General features: G+C 73.6%; 16 protein-coding genes and 1 pseudogene. 9 read left to right on the forward strand and 8 right to left on the reverse strand.

Annotation, left to right across the window (positions count from 1 at the left end):
• The first annotated feature begins 2 nt into the window (after positions 1–2).
• Complete coding sequence (locus ACFYMO_RS10340) at positions 3–413, forward strand: SsgA family sporulation/cell division regulator (protein ID WP_366769711.1); 411 nt, start codon at positions 3–5, stop codon at positions 411–413.
• 97 nt (positions 414–510) lie between these two features.
• Here the strand turns inward: ACFYMO_RS10340 and ACFYMO_RS10345 are convergent, their stop codons facing one another.
• The gene (locus ACFYMO_RS10345) at positions 511–1,995 is read right to left on the reverse strand and encodes an MFS transporter (RefSeq protein WP_366769710.1); all 1,485 of its coding nucleotides are present in this window, start codon (positions 1,993–1,995) and stop codon (positions 511–513) included.
• Between the two features lie 136 nt (positions 1,996–2,131).
• On the opposite strand from ACFYMO_RS10345, the gene ACFYMO_RS10350 reads away from it, so the two are divergent.
• Positions 2,132–2,665 carry a helix-turn-helix domain-containing protein gene (locus ACFYMO_RS10350; protein WP_366769709.1) on the forward strand — a complete coding sequence of 178 codons (534 nt, stop codon included), beginning with the start codon at positions 2,132–2,134 and terminating at the stop codon, positions 2,663–2,665.
• Between the two features lie 79 nt (positions 2,666–2,744).
• Here the strand turns inward: ACFYMO_RS10350 and ACFYMO_RS10355 are convergent, their stop codons facing one another.
• Positions 2,745–4,112 carry an FAD-linked oxidase C-terminal domain-containing protein gene (locus ACFYMO_RS10355; protein ID WP_366769708.1) on the reverse strand — a complete coding sequence of 456 codons (1,368 nt, stop codon included), beginning with the start codon at positions 4,110–4,112 and terminating at the stop codon, positions 2,745–2,747.
• A gap of 92 nt (positions 4,113–4,204) precedes the next feature.
• On the reverse strand, positions 4,205–5,365 hold the full coding sequence (gene hppD, locus ACFYMO_RS10360; RefSeq protein ID WP_366769707.1) for a 4-hydroxyphenylpyruvate dioxygenase: 1,161 nt from the start codon (positions 5,363–5,365) through the stop codon (positions 4,205–4,207).
• 150 nt (positions 5,366–5,515) lie between these two features.
• On the opposite strand from hppD, the gene ACFYMO_RS10365 reads away from it, so the two are divergent.
• Positions 5,516–5,995, forward strand: coding sequence for an Lrp/AsnC family transcriptional regulator (locus ACFYMO_RS10365; protein WP_366769706.1), 480 nt, complete (start codon positions 5,516–5,518; stop codon positions 5,993–5,995).
• A 30-nt stretch (positions 5,996–6,025) separates the two neighbouring features.
• Here ACFYMO_RS10365 and ACFYMO_RS10370 read toward each other — a convergent pair whose 3' ends face one another.
• The 4 genes from ACFYMO_RS10370 to ACFYMO_RS10385 form a co-directional block, all read right to left on the reverse strand.
• Positions 6,026–6,850: a S16 family serine protease gene (locus ACFYMO_RS10370; protein ID WP_366769705.1), complete on the reverse strand. Its 825-nt coding sequence runs from the start codon at positions 6,848–6,850 to the stop codon at positions 6,026–6,028.
• A 67-nt stretch (positions 6,851–6,917) separates the two neighbouring features.
• Positions 6,918–7,562, reverse strand: a complete 645-nt coding sequence (locus tag ACFYMO_RS10375) for a helix-turn-helix domain-containing protein (RefSeq protein ID WP_366769704.1) — start codon at positions 7,560–7,562, stop codon at positions 6,918–6,920.
• Between the two features lie 527 nt (positions 7,563–8,089).
• Positions 8,090–9,898 (reverse strand): DEAD/DEAH box helicase, encoded by a 1,809-nt coding sequence (locus ACFYMO_RS10380; protein ID WP_366769703.1) that lies wholly within the window; start codon positions 9,896–9,898, stop codon positions 8,090–8,092.
• 131 nt (positions 9,899–10,029) lie between these two features.
• On the reverse strand, positions 10,030–10,680 hold the full coding sequence (locus tag ACFYMO_RS10385; RefSeq protein WP_366769702.1) for a hypothetical protein: 651 nt from the start codon (positions 10,678–10,680) through the stop codon (positions 10,030–10,032).
• A 440-nt stretch (positions 10,681–11,120) separates the two neighbouring features.
• On the opposite strand from ACFYMO_RS10385, the gene ACFYMO_RS10390 reads away from it, so the two are divergent.
• The 6 genes and pseudogenes from ACFYMO_RS10390 (at position 11,121) to ACFYMO_RS10415 (ending at position 18,534) form a co-directional block, all read left to right on the forward strand.
• Positions 11,121–12,629 carry an FG-GAP and VCBS repeat-containing protein gene (locus ACFYMO_RS10390; protein ID WP_388545536.1) on the forward strand — a complete coding sequence of 503 codons (1,509 nt, stop codon included), beginning with the start codon at positions 11,121–11,123 and terminating at the stop codon, positions 12,627–12,629.
• Between the two features lie 233 nt (positions 12,630–12,862).
• Positions 12,863–13,960: pseudogene (locus tag ACFYMO_RS10395) on the forward strand (N-acetylmuramoyl-L-alanine amidase); the annotation flags it as partial.
• Between the two features lie 139 nt (positions 13,961–14,099).
• Positions 14,100–15,671 (forward strand): MFS transporter, encoded by a 1,572-nt coding sequence (locus ACFYMO_RS10400; RefSeq protein ID WP_388545539.1) that lies wholly within the window; start codon positions 14,100–14,102, stop codon positions 15,669–15,671.
• Positions 15,672–15,729: 58 nt separating this feature from the next.
• Complete coding sequence (locus tag ACFYMO_RS10405) at positions 15,730–16,635, forward strand: LysR family transcriptional regulator (RefSeq protein WP_366769699.1); 906 nt, start codon at positions 15,730–15,732, stop codon at positions 16,633–16,635.
• Between the two features lie 244 nt (positions 16,636–16,879).
• On the forward strand, positions 16,880–17,452 hold the full coding sequence (locus tag ACFYMO_RS10410) for a cysteine dioxygenase family protein (protein WP_366769698.1): 573 nt from the start codon (positions 16,880–16,882) through the stop codon (positions 17,450–17,452).
• Positions 17,452–18,534: a putative sulfate exporter family transporter gene (locus tag ACFYMO_RS10415; protein WP_366769697.1), complete on the forward strand. Its 1,083-nt coding sequence runs from the start codon at positions 17,452–17,454 to the stop codon at positions 18,532–18,534. The genes ACFYMO_RS10410 and ACFYMO_RS10415 overlap by 1 nt, the downstream gene beginning before the upstream one ends.
• Before the next feature lie 122 nt (positions 18,535–18,656).
• Here ACFYMO_RS10415 and ACFYMO_RS10420 read toward each other — a convergent pair whose 3' ends face one another.
• A complete protein-coding gene (locus tag ACFYMO_RS10420; RefSeq protein WP_366769696.1) occupies positions 18,657–19,346 on the reverse strand; it encodes a response regulator transcription factor in 690 nt (229 codons plus the stop codon).
• Positions 19,347–19,359: the final 13 nt, after the last annotated feature.

Genomic DNA, 19,359 nt, shown 5'->3' on the forward strand with positions numbered 1-19,359 from the left:
GCATGCACACAGTCGTCGAACGCGAAGTGGAGATGAGGCTCGTCCTCGCGCCGGAGCTCAGCGTGGCCGTACCGGCCCGGCTCAGCTACCGCACGGACGACCCCTACGCCGTCCACATGACTTTCCATATCCACTCCGACACGCCCGTACGCTGGACGTTCGCCCGCGAACTGCTGGTCGAGGGGGTGGCGCAGCCGTGCGGGGACGGTGACGTACGGGTGTGGCCGACCTCCGTGGCGGGCCGCGACGTGCTCTGCCTGGCGCTGAGTTCGCCCAATGGGGACGCGCTGCTGGAGGCGCCGAACCAGGTGGTGGCCGACTGGCTGGAGCGGGTGCTGCGGGCGGTGCCGCCGGGCAGCGAGTCGGAGGCGCTGGGCCTGGACGAACAGTTGACCGGCCTGCTGGAGCAGTGACCGGGCTGCCGGGGTGACCGGCGCGGCGGCTGCCGCCCGCCCGGCGGGTGTTCCGCGGGGACGGGCGGCTGCCGGTCCGGGACCCGGCGGCCGGGGTTCAGGCGGTGGGCTCCGCGGACCGGGCCGCCGGGCCGACCGGCCCGGCGGGCGCCGCGGGCTCGGCGACGGCCGGTGCCGGGGCCTCCGGACGGGCGGGGGCGGCCGGGGAGCGCCGCGTGCGGCACAGCAGGGCGGCCAGCGCGCCGGTGAGCATCAGTCCGGCTGCTACGTACAGGGCACGGTCGGCGCCGTGGGCGAGGGCCTGCGCGGGGTCGGCCCCGGGTGCGGTGGTGGAGACCGCGAGGGTGAGCGAGAGCCCCAGGGACGAACCGAGGTAGCGCGCCGTGTTGTTGGCCCCGGAGCCCATGGCGGTCCGGTCCGCGGGGACGCTCTCGACGGCTAGCCGGGGCAGCGCCGCGTTGAGCAGTCCGCTGCCGACGCCCGCGACGAAGAACCCGGGCACGGTGCGGGCCCAGGAGCCGGCGGCCAGCGCGCCCAGCATGGTCAGCGCGCCGGCGGCGGAGAGTGCGAAGCCGAGGGCGAGTTGGTGGCGGGCGGCGAACCGGGCCGGCAGCCGGCGCACCTGGAGGGCCGCGAGCAGCGCCGTGCCGGACCACAGCAGGAAGAGCCAGGAGGTGTCCAGTTCGGACATGCCGAGGGATTGTTGCAGCAGCGCGGGCAGGTAGCTGAACAGGCCGATGACGCCGAGACCGGTGAACAGGGCGCCGCTGGTCGCGGCGAGGAAGGCCGGGCGGCGGAAGAGCGCGGGGTCAAGCAGAGGTGCGCCGGCTCTGTTCTCCACCGCGGCGAAGGCGGCGAACAGAACCAGGGCCGCGGTGGCCGGGCCCAGGACCTGCGGACGCAGCCAGCCGTCCCGGCCCAGCGTGAGGGCGGCGAGCAGGACGGTCAGCGCGGGCCCGAGCAGCAGGGCACCGGCCAGGTCCGGGCGGCCGGGGCGGGGATGGCGGGACTCGGTGAGGACGCGGGCCGAGAAGACGGTGAGCAGGAGCGCGGCGGCGGCGAAGACCGCGTAGCACAGGCGCCAGTCGACGGTGCCGAGTGCGGCGGAGGCCACCGGGCCGACGGCGATGCCGCCGCTGAGGGCCGCTCCCCACACTCCGGTGGCCCGGATGCGTGCCGGTCCGGCCGGGAAGGCGTGGGCGAGCAGTCCGAGGCTGCTGGCGAGGACGGCGGCCCCGGCGGCTCCCTGGGCGATCCGGGCCAGGGTGAAGCCGAGGGTGCCGGTGGCGAGGGCGCCCAGCGCGACGGTGACCGTCAGCGCGCCGAGGCCGCCGACGAAGACCCGTTTGCGTCCGTGGTCGTCGGCGAAGCTGCCCGCGACCAGGAGCACGGCGGCGAGGCCGAGCGGGGTGCCGTTGAGCAGCCAGGGGCGGCCGGCGAGCGAGGTGCCGAGGTCGGCGGTCATGCCGGGGAGGGTGAGCATCGGCGCCGTGTAGTCCATGAGGACGACGAAGGTGGCCAGGCTGGTGGCGGCCAGCACGGCACCGGGACGGGCGGCGGACGGTCTCGGTGCGGTCGGCACGAGGTGGCTCCTCGGAGTGGGCAGGCGGTGGGTGAAGAGCGGCGACCAGCGGATTCATTCATTGAACCCGCTTGACCGGGGCAGGCTAGCACCCAAAGTTCAATGAACGAATCGACTTCTTGGTAAGCTGGCGGCCATGGCGCTGAAGAAGGACTACGCGGCCCAGGACTGCGCGCTCGCCCGCACCCTCGAACTCGTCGGCGAGCGGTGGACCATGCTGGTCGTGCGCGACGCCTTCTACGGTGTGCGCCGCTACAGCGACTTCCTCGCGCACCTGGACATCCCGCGCGCCGTGCTCTCCACCCGGCTGCGCACCCTCACCGAGTCCGGCGTCATGGAGCGGCGCCGGTACGAGGCGTCCCCGCCCCGGGACGAGTACGTCCTCACCGAGCCGGGACGCCGCCTGTGGCCCGCACTGTTCGCGCTGCTCACCTGGGGGCAGCAGTTCGCCTCCCAGGGCGCCCCGGCCCGGCGGCTGTACGTGCACGCCGACTGCGGGCAGCAGCTGGGCCCCGGCGGCGGATGCGCGACCTGCGGAACGGCCGCGGTGCCGCCGCAGGATGTGGAGCTGCGCCCCGCCCCCGGCGCCGACGGCCCCACGGCCCGCCAGGACGCCGTCAGCCGCGCCCTGCTGCGCCCGCACCGGCTGCTGGAGCCGCTGGAGCTGTAGGCCGCCTCGTCAAGGCCCTGTAACCGGGTACACCGGTGGCACCCGGCGCTCAAGGCCCGGACCCGCCCTCGGCAGGTCCTCAGAACAGCTTTCCCGGGTTCAGGATCCCGGTGGGGTCGAAGGCGGCCTTGACCGCCCGGTGGAGTTCGAGGCTCACCTCGCCCAGTTCCCGCGCCAGCCAGTCCTTCTTCAGCAGTCCGACGCCGTGTTCACCGGTGATCGTGCCGCCCAGCCGCAGGCCCAGTTCCATGATCGCGTCGAAGGACTCGCGCGCCCGGCGGGCCTCGTCCTCGTCGGCGGCGTCGAAGCAGACGGTGGGGTGGGTGTTGCCGTCCCCGGCGTGCGCGCAGACGCCGATGGTCAGCCCGTACCGCTCGGCGATCTCCGCGGTCCCCGCCAGCATCTCGGCCAGCCGGCTGCGCGGGACGCACACGTCGTCGATCATCGAGGTGCCCTTGACCGCCTCCAGCGCGGTCAGCGCGGCCCGCCGCGCCTGCAGCAGCAGTTCGGACTCGGCGGGATCGGCGGCCGGTACCACCTCGCTCGCGCCCGCGGCCGTGCACAGCTCTTCCACGGCGCGCAGCTCCGGGGCGGGGTCGGGGGTGTCGAAGGCCGCGAGCAGCAGCGCCTCGGTGGTCTCGGGGAGCCCCATCTGCGTCATCTCGTTGACGGCGCGCAGCGTGGTGCGGTCCATCAGCTCCAGCAGCGCGGGCGTGTGGCCCGCCGCCATGATCCGGCACACGGCGTCGCAGGCCGCGGCGGCCGAGGGGAACTCCGCCGCCAGCGCGAGCTGCCGGGGCGGCTGGGCACGGAGTCCGAGGACGGCGCGCACGACGATGCCCAGGCTGCCCTCGGAGCCGACGATCAGCCTGGTGAGGTCGTAGCCGGCCACGCCCTTGGCGGTGCGGCGGCCGGTGGACAGCAGCCGCCCGTCGGCGAGCACGACGTCGAGGCCCAGGACGTATTCGGCGGTGACGCCGTACTTCACACAGCACAGGCCGCCGGAACCGGTGCCGATGTTGCCGCCGATGGTGCACGTCTCCCAACTGGAGGGGTCCGGCGGGTAGCTGAGGCCGTGCTCGGCCGCCGCGCGGGAGAGCCGGGCGTTGACGACGCCCGGCTCCACCACGGCGATCCGGTCGACGGGGTCGATCTCCAGGATGCGGTCCATCCGGACGAGGGAGAGCAGCAGACAGCCCTCCACCGCGTTGGCGGCCCCCGAAAGCCCCGTTCTGGCGCCCTGCGGCACCACCGGGACCTGCCGCGCGTACGCGGTGCGCAGCACGTGCCGCACCTGCTCCACGGTGCGCGGCAGCACGAGCGCGACCGGGCGGCCCGCGGGGCAGAAGCCGGCCGTGTCGGCGGCGTACGCGCGCAGGACGTCGGGGTCGGTCTGCACGGCGTCGGCGGGGAGTGCGGACCGGAGCTGTTCGAGGAGCTCGCTCATCCTCTCAGCGTGGCAGCGCACGTGCGCCCGGGGAAGCCCCGCAGCCCCCTGTGCCGGGGGCTTCCCCGCCCACCCGGCGCCCGCACGGCGGGCTACAGGTTGCCGCGGCGTTCCTGCTCCCTCTCGATGGCCTCGAAGAGCGCCTTGAAGTTGCCCTTGCCGAAGCCCATCGAGCCGTGCCGCTCGATGATCTCGAAGAAGACGGTGGGCCGGTCCTGGACCGGCTTGGTGAAGATCTGCAGCAGGTAGCCGTCCTCGTCGCGGTCGACGAGGATCTTCAGCTCGCGCAGCGTCTCGACCGGCACCCGGGTCTCGCCCGCCCACTCCCCCAGCGTGTCGTAGTAGGTGTCGGGGGTGTCCAGGAACCGCACACCGGCAGCGCGCATGCTCTTCACGGCGGAGACGATGTCGTTGGTGGCCAGGGCGATGTGCTGGACGCCGGAGCCGCCGTAGAACTCCAGGTACTCGTCGATCTGGGACTTCTTCTGGGCGACGGCGGGCTCGTTGATCGGGAACTTCACCTTGAGCGTGCCGTCGGCCACGACCTTGGACATGAGCGCGGAGTACTCGGTGGCGATGTCGTCGCCGACGAACTCCTTCATGTTGGTGAAGCCCATGACCCGGTTGTAGAACTCGACCCACTCGTTCATCCGGCCGAGTTCGACGTTGCCGACGCAGTGGTCGATGGCCTGGAAGAAGCGCCGCTCGGGGGGTTCGACGATCGGGTCCATGGCGGCGAAGCCGGGCAGGTAGGGGCCGTCGTACCCGGTGCGTTCGACCAGGGTGTGCCGGGTCTCGCCGTAGGTGGCGATGGCGGCCCGGACCACGACACCGTGCTCGTCCTTGGTCTCGTAGGGCTCCTCCAGGCCGCGGGCGCCGTGTTCGACGGCGTACGCGTAGGCGGCCCGGGCGTCCGGGACCTCGATGGCCAGGTCGACGACGCCGTCGCCGTGCGCGGCGACGTGGTCGGCCAGGAAGCGGCCGCGCTCGCTGGTGGGGCGGATGACGGAGGTGAACACGAACCGCGCCGAGCCGGATTCCAGCACGTAGCTGGCGGTCTCCCGGCTGCCGTTCTCCGGACCGGCGTAGGCGACGGCCCGCATGCCGAAGGCCGTGGAGTAATAGTGCGCTGCCTGCTTCGCGTTGCCGACGGCGAAGACGACCGCGTCCATCCCCTTGACCGGGAAGGGATCTGCCTGCCGTGCGGTCTCGGGGGTTGCCGGGTCGGTGGTCTTTCCGGATGCAGCAGTCATGGCGGCAGCGTCCCGCCGGGCCACAAGGTGCGCAATAGTTTGCGTTTCGACTGGGCAGATTGTTCAGTGGGACACGGGGCTGGGCGGACGATGTGTGCAATGTGTGCAGCACCCCGGCGCACTACGCCGATACTCACGGAGAGGCAACCCATGGGCATCGACCGATTGGACGGACGGCTGCTCGAACTGCTCGCCGAAGAGCCCCGGATCGGCGTGCTGGAGCTCTCCCGGCGGCTCGGCGTCGCGCGCGGCACGGCGCAGGCCCGGCTGGACCGGCTCACCTCGAGCGGCGCCATCCGCGGCTTCGGCCCGCAGGTCGACCCGGCGGCGCTCGGCTACCCCGTCACCGCCTTCGCGACGCTGGAGATCAGGCAGGGCCAAGGCGCGGAGGTACGGGCGCACCTGGCCGGCGTCCCCGAGGTGCTGGAGCTGCACACCACCACCGGCAGCGGCGACATGCTCTGCCGCCTGGTCGCCCGCTCCAACGCCGACCTCCAGCGGGTCATCGACCGGGTCGTGGGCATCGAGGGCATCGTCCGCGCCTCCACGGCCATCGTCATGGAGAACCCGGTACCGCTGCGCATCGTGCCGCTGGTACGGCAGGCCGCACAGGACTCCGCCGGGCAGTGACACCGCGCAGGACCCCGTAGCGGCCCGCGGTCAGCAGGCGGGGACCTTGCCGTCGGTACGGATCTCCTCCAACGCGTCCAGCGCGCCCTGGAGCGAGCCGACCGGCACCAGCCGCAGGCCCGAGGGCAGCTGCGCACCGGCGTCGTCGCACTGCTCCTCGGGAACGAGGAACCAGGTCGCCCCGTCGCGCCGGGCCGCCTGCGTCTTGAGCGGGACGCCGCCGACGGGACCCACCTTCCCGTCCGCGTCGATGGTGCCGGTACCGGCCACGGTGCGGCCGCCGGTCAGCCCGGCGCCGGCGCCGTCCCCGTCCAGCTTGTCGATGATGCCGAGCGCGAAGAACAGCCCCGCGCTCGGGCCGCCGACATCCCCCAGTCGCAGCTTCACACGCACCTTCTCCGGGGAGCGGTGCAGTTGGCGCAGCGCGGCGGTGACGGCCTTGTGCTGCGAGTCCTCCATCTCCGCCGAGATGCGCTTCTCGGCGTCCTCGGTGTCCCCGCCCCCCGGGTAGACGGCGTCGCGGGGCATCACCGCCCGGTCGTCGCGGAACCAGGCCCGCACCACGCCGGGCAGCCGCACGGTGGCCTCGGGCCGGGTCGCGGCGATGGTGACCGACAGCAGCCGCCCCTGGTCGCTGCCGTGCGTCTCGGCGCCCTCGACGGTGATCACGGGTTTGCCGTCGCTGCGGCCGAGCACGTTCGCGGTCTCGCCGGGCTGCGCGAGCGAGAACGGCAGCGGAGCGGACAGCGCCACGACGAACAGCAGGACGACGGGCAGCACGCAGAGCGCGAGCGTGCGGCGGCGGGTACGGCGCGGGCCTTCGGTCCCCGGGGCGCGGGTGCTGGATGCGGACACCCCCGCAATCTACCGACCGGGGCGCGGGCCGGTACGCAGACCCCGTACCGGTCCACGCCCGGACCGCTCAGCGCAGCGCGGCGGCCGCCTCGTCGGCGGCCCGCACCACACGGTGGCCGACCTGTTCGGGCACCGTCTCGGACAGCATCACCACGCCCACACTGCCCTCGATCCCGTTCACGCCCAGCACCGGCGCCGCGGCACCGCTGGCACCCGCCTCCAGCTCCCCGTGGGTGAGCACGAAGCCGGGACCGCGCTCGCCGTCGACACCGCGCCCGGCGAGTATCGCGCGGCCCGCCGCACCCTTGTCGAGAGGATGGCGGAACCCCGTGCGGTACGCGACGTGGTAGTCCGTCCAGCTCGGTTCGACCACCGCGACGGCCAGTGCCTCGGTGCCGTCGACGAGGGTGAGGTGCGCGGTGGCGCCCACGTCCTCGGCCAGCGAGCGCAGCGCGGGCAGCGCCGCCTCCCGGACCAGCGGATGGACCTGCCGCCCCAGGCGCAGCACCCCGAGCCCGACCCGCGCCCGGCCGCCGAGGTCACGGCGGACGAGGGCGTGCTGCTCCAGTGTGGCCAGCAGCCGGTAGACCACGGTGCGGTTGACGCCGAGCTTGTTGGACAGCTCGGTGACGGTGAGGCCGTGGTCGGTGTCGGCCAGTAATTTGAGGACACGCAGCCCTCGGTCGAGCGTCTGAGAGGTTTCCGCGGTCACGACGCCCCCCTCCCTCGGGTGAGTGACGGCAGCCGCGAGGGCGGACGCGTTCGAGAGCCACCTCCCCCGGCCCCCGGCCTGGGTCGGCACCCCGCGCGCAGCGCTGGAGGCCGCCGGTCGCGGTGGCACTGGAAAGAGCTGTTGCGCAGCGAGCTGGGCAAACTGAGTGTCAACGGGATAACCGGCCGCCCGCGGCACCTCGCCACGGGCTGTGTGTCCGGGAAATTTAGCGAGCAGCACCGCTGACCGGAAGAGTCTGTCCAGAATCCGGGCGCCGCCTGACCGCCTTCGCCGCAAACGTCCCGAAGGTACGGTCTCGTATTCCTTTCGGAACGCCTCCTCTCGCCCGGAGCGCCTTTTGAACGAATTTCCGTGGAATTTCCGAACGGTTGCCGAATGAATTCCTGTTCTCCGACCGGATCGCCGGACGGTCGACCCGCCGAACGGATTCTCCCGGGGGCTCCGGGGACGGCGGCGCACGCCGGGATCCGCCCGCCGCGCGCCGGGGGCGCCCGCACCGGGCCCGGTCAGCTCATCCGGGTGGCCCACTCCCGCACCTTGGCGATACGGGCCTCGATCTGGTTCGCGGTCGCCTCCGCGCTGGGCGGCCCGCCGCACACCCGCCGCAGCTCGGTGTGGACCACCCCGTGCGGCTTCCCGCTCTGGTGCACATAGGCACCCACCAGATTGTTCAGCGTGCGGCGCTTCTCCAGCAGTTCCTTGTGGGTGACCACGGGCCGCTTGTCGGCGGGCGTCTCCAGCAGATCGGCCTCGCTGTCCGGCCGCTTCCTGCTGTGCGCGATCTGCCGGGCCTGCCGCTTCTGGAGCAGCATCTGCACCTGGTCGGGCTCCAGCAGCCCCGGGATGCCGAGGTAGTCCTGCTCCTCCTCGCTGCCCGGGTGGGCCTGCATGCCGAATTCGGCACCGTCGTACATCACCCGGTCGAAGACCGCGTCCGACTCCAGCGCCTCGAAGGGCAGCTGGTCCCCGTCGGCGCCCTCCTCGTCCTGCTCCCGCTCCGCCTCCTCGAGCAGGTCGGCCTCCTCGGCGTACGGATCGTCCTCGCCGCCCTTCTTCGGCTTGTCGAGGACGTGGTCGCGCTCGACCTCCATCTCGTTGGCGAAGGTCAGCAGGGTGGGGATCGTCGGCACGAAGACCGACGCCGTCTCGCCGCGCCGCCGGGAACGGACGAAGCGGCCGACGGCCTGGGCGAAGAAGAGCGGGGTGGAGACGGTGGTCGCGTACACCCCGACGGCCAGCCGGGGCACGTCCACGCCCTCGGAGACCATGCGGACGGCGACCATCCAGCGGTCGGCAGGATTCTCCGAGGTCCGAAATTCCTCGATGCGCTGCGAGGCGCCGGTGTCGTCGGAGAGCACCACGGTCGGCCGGGTCCCGGTGATCTCGCGGAGCAGTTTGGCGTAGGCGCGGGCCGAGTCCTGGTCGGAGGCGATGACCAGGCCGCCCGCGTCGGGCACCGCCTTGCGCACCTCCGTCAGCCGGTGGTCGGCCGCGCGCAGCACGGCGGGCATCCACTCGCCGCGCGGCGCCAGCGCCGTGCGCCACGCCTGGGAGATGGCGTCCTTGGTCATCGGCTCGCCGAGCCGGGCCTCGATCTCGTCCCCGGCCTTGGTCCGCCAGCGCATGTTGCCGCTGTAGGAGAGGAAGATGACGGGCCGCACGACGCCGTTGGCGAGCGCGTCGCCGTACCCGTAGGTGTAGTCCGCGACCGACCTGCGGATGCCCTCGCCGTCCTCGGCGTACTCCACGAACGGGATCGGGTTGGTGTCCGAGCGGAACGGCGTGCCGGTCAGCGCGAGCCGCCGGGTGGCGGGCTCGAACGCCTCCTGGCAGGCCTCGCCCCAGGAGCGGCTGTCCCCGGCGTGGTGGATCTCGTCGAGGATGACGAGGGTCTTGCGCTGCTCGACCCGGTTGCGGTGCAGCATCGGCCGGACACCCACGCCCGCGTAGGTGATCGCGACCCCCTGGTACTCCTTGCTCAGCGGGCCCGCGCTGTACTCCGGATCCAGCTTGATGCCCACCCGCGCCGCCGCCTCGGCCCACTGCTTCTTCAGATGCTCGGTCGGCGCGACGACGGTGACCTGCTGCACGACGTGATGGTGCAGCAGCCACGAGGCCAGGGTGAGCGCGAACGTCGTCTTGCCGGCGCCCGGCGTCGCGACGGCCAGGAAGTCGCGCGGCTGCCGCTCCAGGTACGCGTCCATCGCCGCCTGCTGCCAGGCCCGCAGCTTGCTGGCCGTGCCCCAGGGGGCGCGGCCGGGGAAGGCGGGCGACAGATGGTGGTTGTTGCTGGGGGTGGTGGGGGTGGTAGTCACGGTCTCCGGGACGACGGGATGACGACGGGATCAGGTACGGCGGCGGCCTGCCGGCACAGCCGCGCCAACCCTACCGGGGGTGCCGGGCGTCCGGAGCGGCGCCGGGTCGATGCGCCCGGCCGCCCGCCGGATCACCGGGGCCGGGCGCGGGAGAACCGGTCCGGCCTGCCGTTGTCCCAGTCGAGCGTGAGGCTGCGGCCCCCGTCGCCGAGCACCGCCCGCCCGGTCATCGCCCTGCCCCGGCAACTGCCGCCGAGCCGCAGGCCGCGGCTGACGGTTCCGGAGCAGCGTGCCCCGACGCCCTGCACCGTGTAGGAGCCGCCGGTGACGGTGAAGGTGACGGCCCGGCCCCTGACGCGGTACGGAAAGTACCAGGTGCCCTGCACGGCGTCGATTCCCGCACGGGATGCGGCCCCGCGCTGCCGCGGGGTGCCGCTGCCGCCGGGCCGGGTGGTGGCGGTGGCGCCGGTGGCGGATGCGGGAGGGGACGCCGAGTCCGCCGGGCGGCCGGTCCCGGCCGCGGAGTCCTCGTCCGCTGGGGCCGCCCGGCCCGTGGGGGCGGCCGAGGACGCGGCGGAGTGCGCGGCTGAGGCGGCCGCGGGGCCCGAGGGGCCGGGCCGGGCGCCGGTCGTGCCGGCACTCCTGTCGGCACCGGCGGTCGGCCGGGGCCGTCCGGTGGCGCCGGGATTCTTTCCGTCCCCTTCGCCCGCGCAGCCGGACAGCGCGAACACCAGGACGGCGGCGGCACCGGTGGCGCGTGAGAATCTTCCCCGCACGAGCATTCCTGCTTCCTCTCTGCTGACCATCCGCGGCTGTTCGCCCGCGAAAGAGGGGCTGCCGCCCGGAACGGAATCCTCCCCGCGGAGAGCGCCGCGGCGGCCCTGACAGTGCCGTCGCACCCGGACGGAATTCCGCGGAGTGCTCCGGATGGACGGCACGGCCCGGATCTCCGGTGCCCGGCGCACGCGGGTCCCGCACGGCGGCCGACCGGGTCCGCGGCACGGCGTACGACCGGGCCGGCGAGGCGGCCACCCGGTGGCCGTCCGAGGGCTGTCCGGTGGCCGCCCGGCAACGAACCGGCTGCCGCGGGGCAACCCTTCACCCGCCTCGCAGGTCTCACGGACGACTGACCAAAGCCCCGGTCCCGGTCCGCCCCCGCAGGCTCAACTCCTTTTGTTCTCCCTGCCGCTGGAGTCCGGAGCACAACGACTCAGGAGGACGAGTGCGTCACCTCGACCGTGCCACCCCCCGCACCACACCCGGTCGTACAGCGACGGCGAGCGCCACCGCCGTGGCCGCCCGCGCCGTCGGCGTGACGGCCGCGCTGGCCGCCGGTCTGCTCTGCGCCACCCCGTCGGTGGCGGCACCGGCGAAGAGCGCCGCGGCGCCCGGCGCCACCACGGCGGCCCGGAGCGCCGCCGCGCCGAAGGCCGACTTCGACGGCGACGGATACGCCGAGACCGTCGCGGCGGCACCCACCGCAACCGTCTCGGGCAAGTCGTACGCGGGGTTCCTCACCGTGACCTACGGCTCGGCGAAGGGCGCGGACGTCTCGCGCCGCCAGCTCTTCAGCGCCAACTCCGCGGGCGTGCCGGGCAGCGCGGAGACCTACGGGGCCTTCGGCCGCAACACCGCGGCCCGTGACTTCGACGGGGACGGCGTCGCCGACCTGGCCGTCAGCGGCAACAAGGGCGTCGTCATCCTGTGGGGCGATAAGGGCAAGGGCCTCACGAGCGCCACACAGGTCTCGGGGGTGAAGAGCGTCACCAGGCTCGTCGCGGGCGACTTCGACGGCGACGAGAAGCCCGACCTCGCCGTGGGCACCGGCGACTTCGACCAGGGGCTGACGGTGCTGTACGGCGGCTTCGGCCGGGACGGCGAGGCGGCCAGGAGCGACACCCGCGAGACCGGCCACCTGTTCGGGCCGACGTCGCTGACGGCGGGCGACGTCACCGGCGACGGCGTCGACGACCTCGTCACCACGCACGCCTTCGAGGAGATGTCGGAGAGCAGCGAGTTCTTCCAGGGCTCGACCGGCGGGCTGGCCACCTCCTCCGAGCATGTCACCGATGCCGAGACCGGCGTCATCGCCGACGTGGACAAGGACGGCTTCGGCGACCTGGTGATCCGCACCGTGCCGGGCGGCGTCGTGGAGGACCTGCCGCACGACCACGGCACGCTCAAGGTGCTCTACGGCTCGGCCGACGGCCCGGGCGCGCACCGCACGAGCACGCTGACCCAGAACAGCCCGGGTGTGCCCGGCGTCAACGAGGAGGGCGACGAGTTCGGCAAGGCCCTGGCCGCGGGCGACGTCAACGGCGACGGCTACGCCGACATCGCGGTCGGTGTGCCGGGCGAGGACATCGGCAGCGGCGCCTCGGGCAAGGACGCCGGTGCCGTCGTCCAGCTCCTCGGCGGCAAGAACGGGCTGACCGGGACGGGCGCGAAGAACTGGGACCAGGGCAGCTCGGGTGTGCCCGGAGTGGTCGAGGCAGGGGACCGCTTCGGCGCGGCCCTGACCATGACCGACACCGACCGGGACGGCCGGGACGACCTGGCCGTCGGCGCGCCCACCGAGGACGGCGGCAGCGACGCCGTGGACGCGGGCGCGGTGTGGGTGTTGCGGGGCACCACGGGCGGGCTGACGGCCGACGGCGTCGTCTCCTACGGGCCCAAGACCCTGGGTGCCCCGGAGGCGGGCTCCCACCTGGGCTCCAGCTTCGCCCGCTGATCCGGCGAGGGGCCGGCGGAACCCGCCGGCCCTGCGGACGGCGCCGGTGCCGCGGTGGGGGCCGCGGCACCGGCGCCGTCGCGTCGGGAGGCCCAACTCGCGTGCACCGGTGACGGGTTGGGGCCGGGCACCGAAGGCGAGGGCAGCACCGAAGTCGTTGTCATGCATGGGTCACATGAGTACTGTGACGCCCCAGGCGCCTGAGCTCCATCCCCCCACAACAGGAGCACGACATGCCCGCACCTCCGCATGCCCGCAGGCCGCGCACGCGCGTCACCGTCGCCCTCGGCACCGCCCTGGGCTGCGCCGCGCTGCTGGCCGGCGTCCAGCCCGCGACGGCCGGCCCGAGCGACCCCACCCCCTCGATGAACGCCTCCTTCTCCTCGGCCGCCGAGCGGTACGGGATACCCCGCGACGTACTGGCCGCCGTCGGCTACGGCGAGACCCACTTCGACGGCCACGACGGCGCCCCCAGCCAGGCGCACGGCTTCGGTGTGATGCACCTGGTCAGCAACCCCGACCGGCACACCCTCGAACGCGCGGCCGAGCTCACCGGGAAGTCCACCGCACGGCTGCGCACCGACACCGATGCCAACATCCGCGGCGGAGCGGCCGTACTGCGCGGCTACGCCGACGCCCTCGGACTCGACGCGTCAGAACGCGCCGACGCGGACGCGTGGTACCCGGCCGTCGCCCGCTACAGCGGCGCCCGCGGCACCGCCGCACGGCTGTACGCCGACAACGTCTACCGGATCCTGCGACAGGGCGTCCGGGGCCGCGCCCCGGACGGCGAGCGGGTGTCCGTCGCGGCCCGGGACGTCCACCCCGCCAAGGGCACCACCGGGCCGGGGCCCGCCACCCGCAGCGCCGACTACCCGGACGCCGCGTGGATGCCGGCCGATCCGGCCAACTACGCCGAGGGCCGCAGCGCGGCCCTCGACACGATCGTCATCCATGTGACCCAGGGCTCCTACGCGGGCACCATAAGCTGGTTCCAGAACCCCGAGGCCAAGGTCAGCGCCCACTACGTGGTGCGCTCCTCGGACGGCGCGGTCACCCAGACGGTGCGCGACGCGGACACCGCCTACCACGCCAGAAGCGCCAACTCCTCCGCGCTGGGCATCGAACACGAGGGATACGTCGACGACCCGTCCTGGTTCACCGACGCGATGTACCGCTCCTCCGCCGCGCTGACCCGCCATCTCGCGGACGCGCACGGCATCCCGCTCGACCGCGAGCACATCATCGGCCACAGCGAGGCCCCCGGCAACGACCACACCGACCCCGGGAAGCACTGGGACTGGGACCGGTACATGAAGCTGGTCGAGGGCTGAGGCGGCGGCCGCTCGCGGACCGGCACCGCGGGCGGCCACCGGCCGGAACCGCGGCCGGGACCAGGACCGGCGGCCGAGTGGCAACTCCCACCACGGTAGGTGTCCCCCTCCCCGGGCGGCGCTTACCGTGGTGGGCATGTCAGCGACCGAGCCCGGCCCCGCGGCCGTACCGCCGGACGATCCCGCCACCCGCCGCCGGGAGACCGTGCTCAGCAGCGCCCACCGGCCGCTGACCTTCGGCATCGTCTCCGTCGTCCTCCTCATCGCCTTCGAGGCGACCGCCGTCGGTACGGCCATGCCGCTGGCGGCCGACGAACTGGACGGCATCCCGCTCTACGCGTACGCCTTCTCCGCCTTCTTCACCACCTCCGTGGTCGGCATGGTCGCCTCGGGCCAGTGGTGCGACCACCGGGGCCCGCTGCCGCCGCTGACCACCGGCATCGCGCTCTTCGCCGGTGGCCTCCTGCTGTCCGGGACCGCCGGGACCATGTGGCTGTTCATCCTCGGCCGCGCCGTGCAGGGCGTGGGCGGCGGACTGGTGATCGTGGCGCTGTACGTCACCGTCAGCCGCGCCTTCCCCGAACATCTGCGACCCACCGTGATGGCCGCGTTCGCCGCCTCCTGGGTGGTGCCCTCCGTGGTGGGGCCGCTGATCTCCGGCACGGTCGCCGAGCAACTGGGCTGGCGCTGGGTGTTCCTGGGCATTCCGGTGCTGGTGGCGCTGCCACTGCTGGTGATGCTGCCGCCGCTGAGGCGCCGGGCCTCCGGACCGCCCCCGGCCTCCGGTACTCCCGGGGACGGGAGCGGCGAGCGAGGCGAGGGCGCGCGGCGGATCCGGCTCGCGGTCGCCGCCGCGCTCGGTGCCGGACTGCTCCAGTACGCCGGTCAGGACCTGCGCTGGAGCGCGCTGCTGCCCGCCGCGGCGGGGCTCGTCCTGCTGGCCCGGTCGCTGCGGGTGCTGCTCCCCCGCGGGACCCTGCGCGCGGCCCGCGGGCTGCCCTCCGTCGTACTGCTGCGCGGAATCGCGGCCGGCTCCTTCATCGTCGCGGAGAGCTTCGTCCCGCTGATGCTGGTGACCCAGCGCGGGCTGTCGGTCACCCTCGCCGGGCTCACCCTCGCCGCCGGGGGTGCGTTGTGGGCGCTGGGCTCCTTCGCCCAGTCGCGGCCCCGGCTGGAGCCGTACCGCGAACGGCTCGTCGTCCTCGGCATGTCCCTGGTCACCTTCGCCGTCGGCTGCACGCCGCTGGTGCTGGTGGAGTCGGTACCCGTCTGGTGCCTGGCGCTGGCCATGGGGATCGGCTGCTTCGGCATGGGCCTGACCATCTCCTCCCTCAGCGTCCTGCTGCTGCGGCTCTCGGCGCCGCAGGCGGCCGGACGCAACTCCGCCGCGCTCCAGTTGAGCGACGGGCTCTCCAATGTGCTGCTGCTCGCGCTGACCGGCACCCTGTTCGCCGCGCTGGGCGGCGGTTCGGTCACCGTCACCGGATCCGGCGGCGCGGAAGCCGCGGGCGCGGGCGGCCCGGACGCCGCGCAGCCGGCAGCGTTCGCGGCCGTGTACGCCGTCTCGGCAGTCGTCGCCCTCGCGGGCGTCGCGGTGGCCCGACGGCTGCGACCCGGCCCCCGCGACGGCCCGGCCCCGACGAAGCGCCGCACACCCGTGACGGAGGAGACACAGGAGTCCACCGGGGCGGCAGTGCCCACAGAGTGATCCAGAAGCGGGGAACCCCGCCTGCCGCGCCGACCCAAAATCTGCTTATGGTTCTGCCATGTTCGACTCGCGACACATCAAGACCTTCCACGAAGTGGTGCGCGCGGGTTCCTACTCCGCGGCGGCCCGGGCGCTGGGCTACACCCAGCCCGCGATCACCCAGCAGATGAAGGCGCTGGAGCGGTCCGTGGGCACCCCGCTGTTCGTGCGCGCCGGCCGCCGGATGCGGCTCACCGAAGCGGGCGAGGCACTGGCCCGGCACTCCGAGGTGATCCTGGAGAGCATCAGCACCGCCCGGCAGCAGATGGAGTCCCTCACCAGGCTGCGGGCCGGCAAGGTCACGGTCTGCGCCTTCCCCAGCGCGGGCGCCACCCTGGTACCCGAGGCCCTCGCCGAACTCGCCGCCGAACACCCCGGCATACGCGTCGAACTCCAGGAGGACGAGCCGCCCGAATCGCTGCGCCGGGTCGTACGCGGCGAGTGCGACATCACCCTGGCCTTCACCTACCCCGGACTGCGCGAACAGGTGCCCGAGGAACTGGTGGAGATCCCGCTGCTGGAGGACCAGCTCACCGTCCTGCTGCCCACCGGCCACCCCATGGCCCGGCGCCGCGCCGTGCAGTTGCGCGAACTGGCCGACGAACGCTGGATCGCCGGCTGCCTGCGCTGCCGGGCCAACTTCCTGCACGAATGCGCCGAACTGGGGTTCGCACCCGAGATCGCCTTCACCACCGACGACAACCTGGTGGTGCAGAGCCTGGTCGCCGAAGGGCTCGGCGTCGCCATGGTGCCGGGACTGGTGCTCTCCTTCCTCGTCCACCGGAAGGTCACGGGCCGCGCGCTCGACCCCGCCTCACGCCGCCAGGTCTCCGCGTACGTGCTGCGCGAACACCTGGAGATACCCGCCACAGCACGCGTACTGGCGGCGCTGCGCACGGTCGCGGAGCGCCGCGTCGGCTGCTGACCGCTGCGCGGAGGCCTCGTGCCACAGGGGCGGCGCCTCCCCCACATGGGCCCGGCGCCCCTCCCCCCGGGGCCGTACCCACGGGCGGAGTGCGGCGGGCTCCTCCGCGCCGAACGGACTCGGCTGCCGTGAGCCGACCGGGCCGCCCTCCCCCAAGCAGAGCCGCCCTCCCATAAGCAGATACGAGGGAGGGGCCAAGGAACCGTCGTTGGACGTGATACGTGCCCACCGCGACGCTGCCCGTATGACTGCGACGACGACCACCCCATCCGCCGCCCGGACGGCCGGGCGGCTGCACGCCCTCGTCGAGGACGTGCGCGAGGCCGTCGGCCGAGGGCTGCCGCCGGACGTGACCGCGTACCTGGTCGGCGAGAAGCTGGCACCGCACCTGGGCGCCGACGACCTGCTGACCGACGCCCAGTGCGCACCCGACCCCGAGCGCTACCGCCAGCACATCCTGCACGCGGAGCGCGACGGCAGCTTCTCCGTCGTCGCCCTGGTGTGGCTGCCCGGACAGGGCACCTCGATCCACGACCACGTCTCCTGGTGCGTGACCGGCGTGCACCAGGGCGAGGAGCACGAGCGCCGCTACCGGCTGCTGCCCGCGGAGGCCGCGGGCGGCAGCGCACGCCTCGTCGCCACCGAGGACGTGGTCAACCCGCAAGGAGCCGTCTGCGGCTTCGCCCCGCCCGGCGACATCCACCGGGTGTGGAACGGCTGCGAAGGCCCGGCCGTCTCCCTGCACATCTACGGAGCGGACATCTCACGGCTGGGCAGCAGCGTCCGCCGGGTGTACGACCTTCCGGCCGACGCCTGATGGCACTTTCCGGCAGCCGCACGCGGGAGACCCCCCGCGTCGCGGACCGGCCCGCGGCGGCCGGCGCCACCACACCCGCGCCCACGCGGAAGCCGGGCCCGCTGCCCGGCCTCGCGTTCGCCGTGCTCGGCGTGGCCGCGGCCTCCGCCGTGCACCTCCTGGTGCCCGCCGTTCCGATGCTGACGGCCGCAGTCGTGCTCGGCATCGCGGCCGCACACCTGCCGGGGCTGCGCACCCTGGTCCGCGGCACCGCCCGCCCCGGACTCACCCTGGCCGGCAAACGGCTGATGCGGCTCGGCATCGTGCTGCTCGGGCTCAAACTCGCGCTCGGCGACGTGCTCGAACTGGGCTGGGCCACCGTGGCGATGGTCGCCTGCGTCGTCGTCGCCACCTTCTTCGGCACCGTCTGGCTCGGCCGCAGGCTCGGACTCCCCGGCGACCAGCCCGTACTCGTCGCCACCGGCTACTCCATCTGCGGAGCCTCCGCGATCGGAGCGGTCAGCGAGGTGCGGGGCAGCGAGGAGGAGGACGTCGCCACCTCGGTCGCACTGGTGACACTGTGCGGCACCCTCGCCATCCTCGTGCTGCCCCTCCTCCACGGGCCCCTGGGGCTGGACGCCGCACAGTTCGGACGCTGGGTCGGCGCCGGGGTCCACGACGTCGGCCAGGTCGTCGCCACCGCCCAGACCGGCGGCCCGCAGGCCCTGAACGAGGCCGTCCTCGTCAAACTCCTCCGCGTGCTGATGCTGGCGCCCCTCGTCGCGGCCATGGTCCTCGCCGTACGACAACGCCGCGGAGCGGGCCACCCTCCCCGAGGCCGGCGCCCTCCCCTCGTACCGCTGTTCGTGCTGGGCTTCCTGGGCATGGTGGCCCTTCGGACCACTGCGTGGCTGCCCGGCGCCGTACTCGACGGCGCCGCCACCGCGCAGGAGATCCTGCTGGCCGCCGCGTTGTTCGGCCTCGGCAGTGCGGTGCACCTGCCGTCGCTGACCCGCACCGGGATGCGGGTGGCCGGACTCGGACTCTGCGCCTGGATCGTCGTCGCCGGCGCATCCTACGGCGGCGTCCTCCTCACGACCTGACCCCGTCGCGGGGGCGCGACTCCTGTCACCGGGAAGGCGTCTCCGCCTGGTCCGCTCCCCCGCCTTCTCCGACCAGCTCATGGACCGACGTGTGCGGGGGATCCGGGTGCCGGACGGCTGCCTCACGACTCCTGGGGGCCTTCCGCGTCGCGTACCAGGAGGGCGACCTGTACCCGGTTGCGAAGGTCCAGCTTGGCGAAGAGGCTGCTGGTGTGCGCCTTGACCGTGGCGACGCTGATACCGAGGCGCTGCGCGATGTCCGGGTTGTCCAGCCCCTCGGCGATGGCTCCGGCCGTTTCGCGTTCCCGTTCGGTCAGCGCGGAGATCTTCTCCCGTACCGCTTCGCGGCGGGCGTCACGGGCATGGGCGGAGTCCGTCGCGGTGGCCGCGGCGATCACGCGCGTCATGGCTGCCGGGGAGAGTACGGGTTTGCCGTCCGCGACCGTGCGCACCGCCTCGACGATGCGTGCGGGCGGGGTGTCCTTGAGGACGAACCCGAGTGCGCCGGCGCGCAGCGCACCCAGTACCAGACTGTCGGAGTCGAACGTGGTCAGTACCAGGACCCGGGGCGGCATCGGCCTGCCGAGAAGTTCACGAGTGGCGCTGAGGCCGTCGCGGCCGGGCATGCGTACGTCCATCAGCACGACGTCCGGCCGCCACCGGTCCACCGCGGCGATCGCGGCGTCCCCGTCGGCGGCCTCCGCCACCACGCTGAGGTCGGGTTCGCCGTCCACGACGAGCCGCAAGGCCATCCGCACGAGTTGTTCGTCGTCGGCGATGAGGACACGTACCGGTTCGCGGTCGCTCTCCACTGAGGGGCTCCTT

It is taken from the genome of Streptomyces sp. NPDC007025, from assembly GCF_042869455.1.
Classification (GTDB): domain Bacteria; phylum Actinomycetota; class Actinomycetes; order Streptomycetales; family Streptomycetaceae; genus Streptomyces.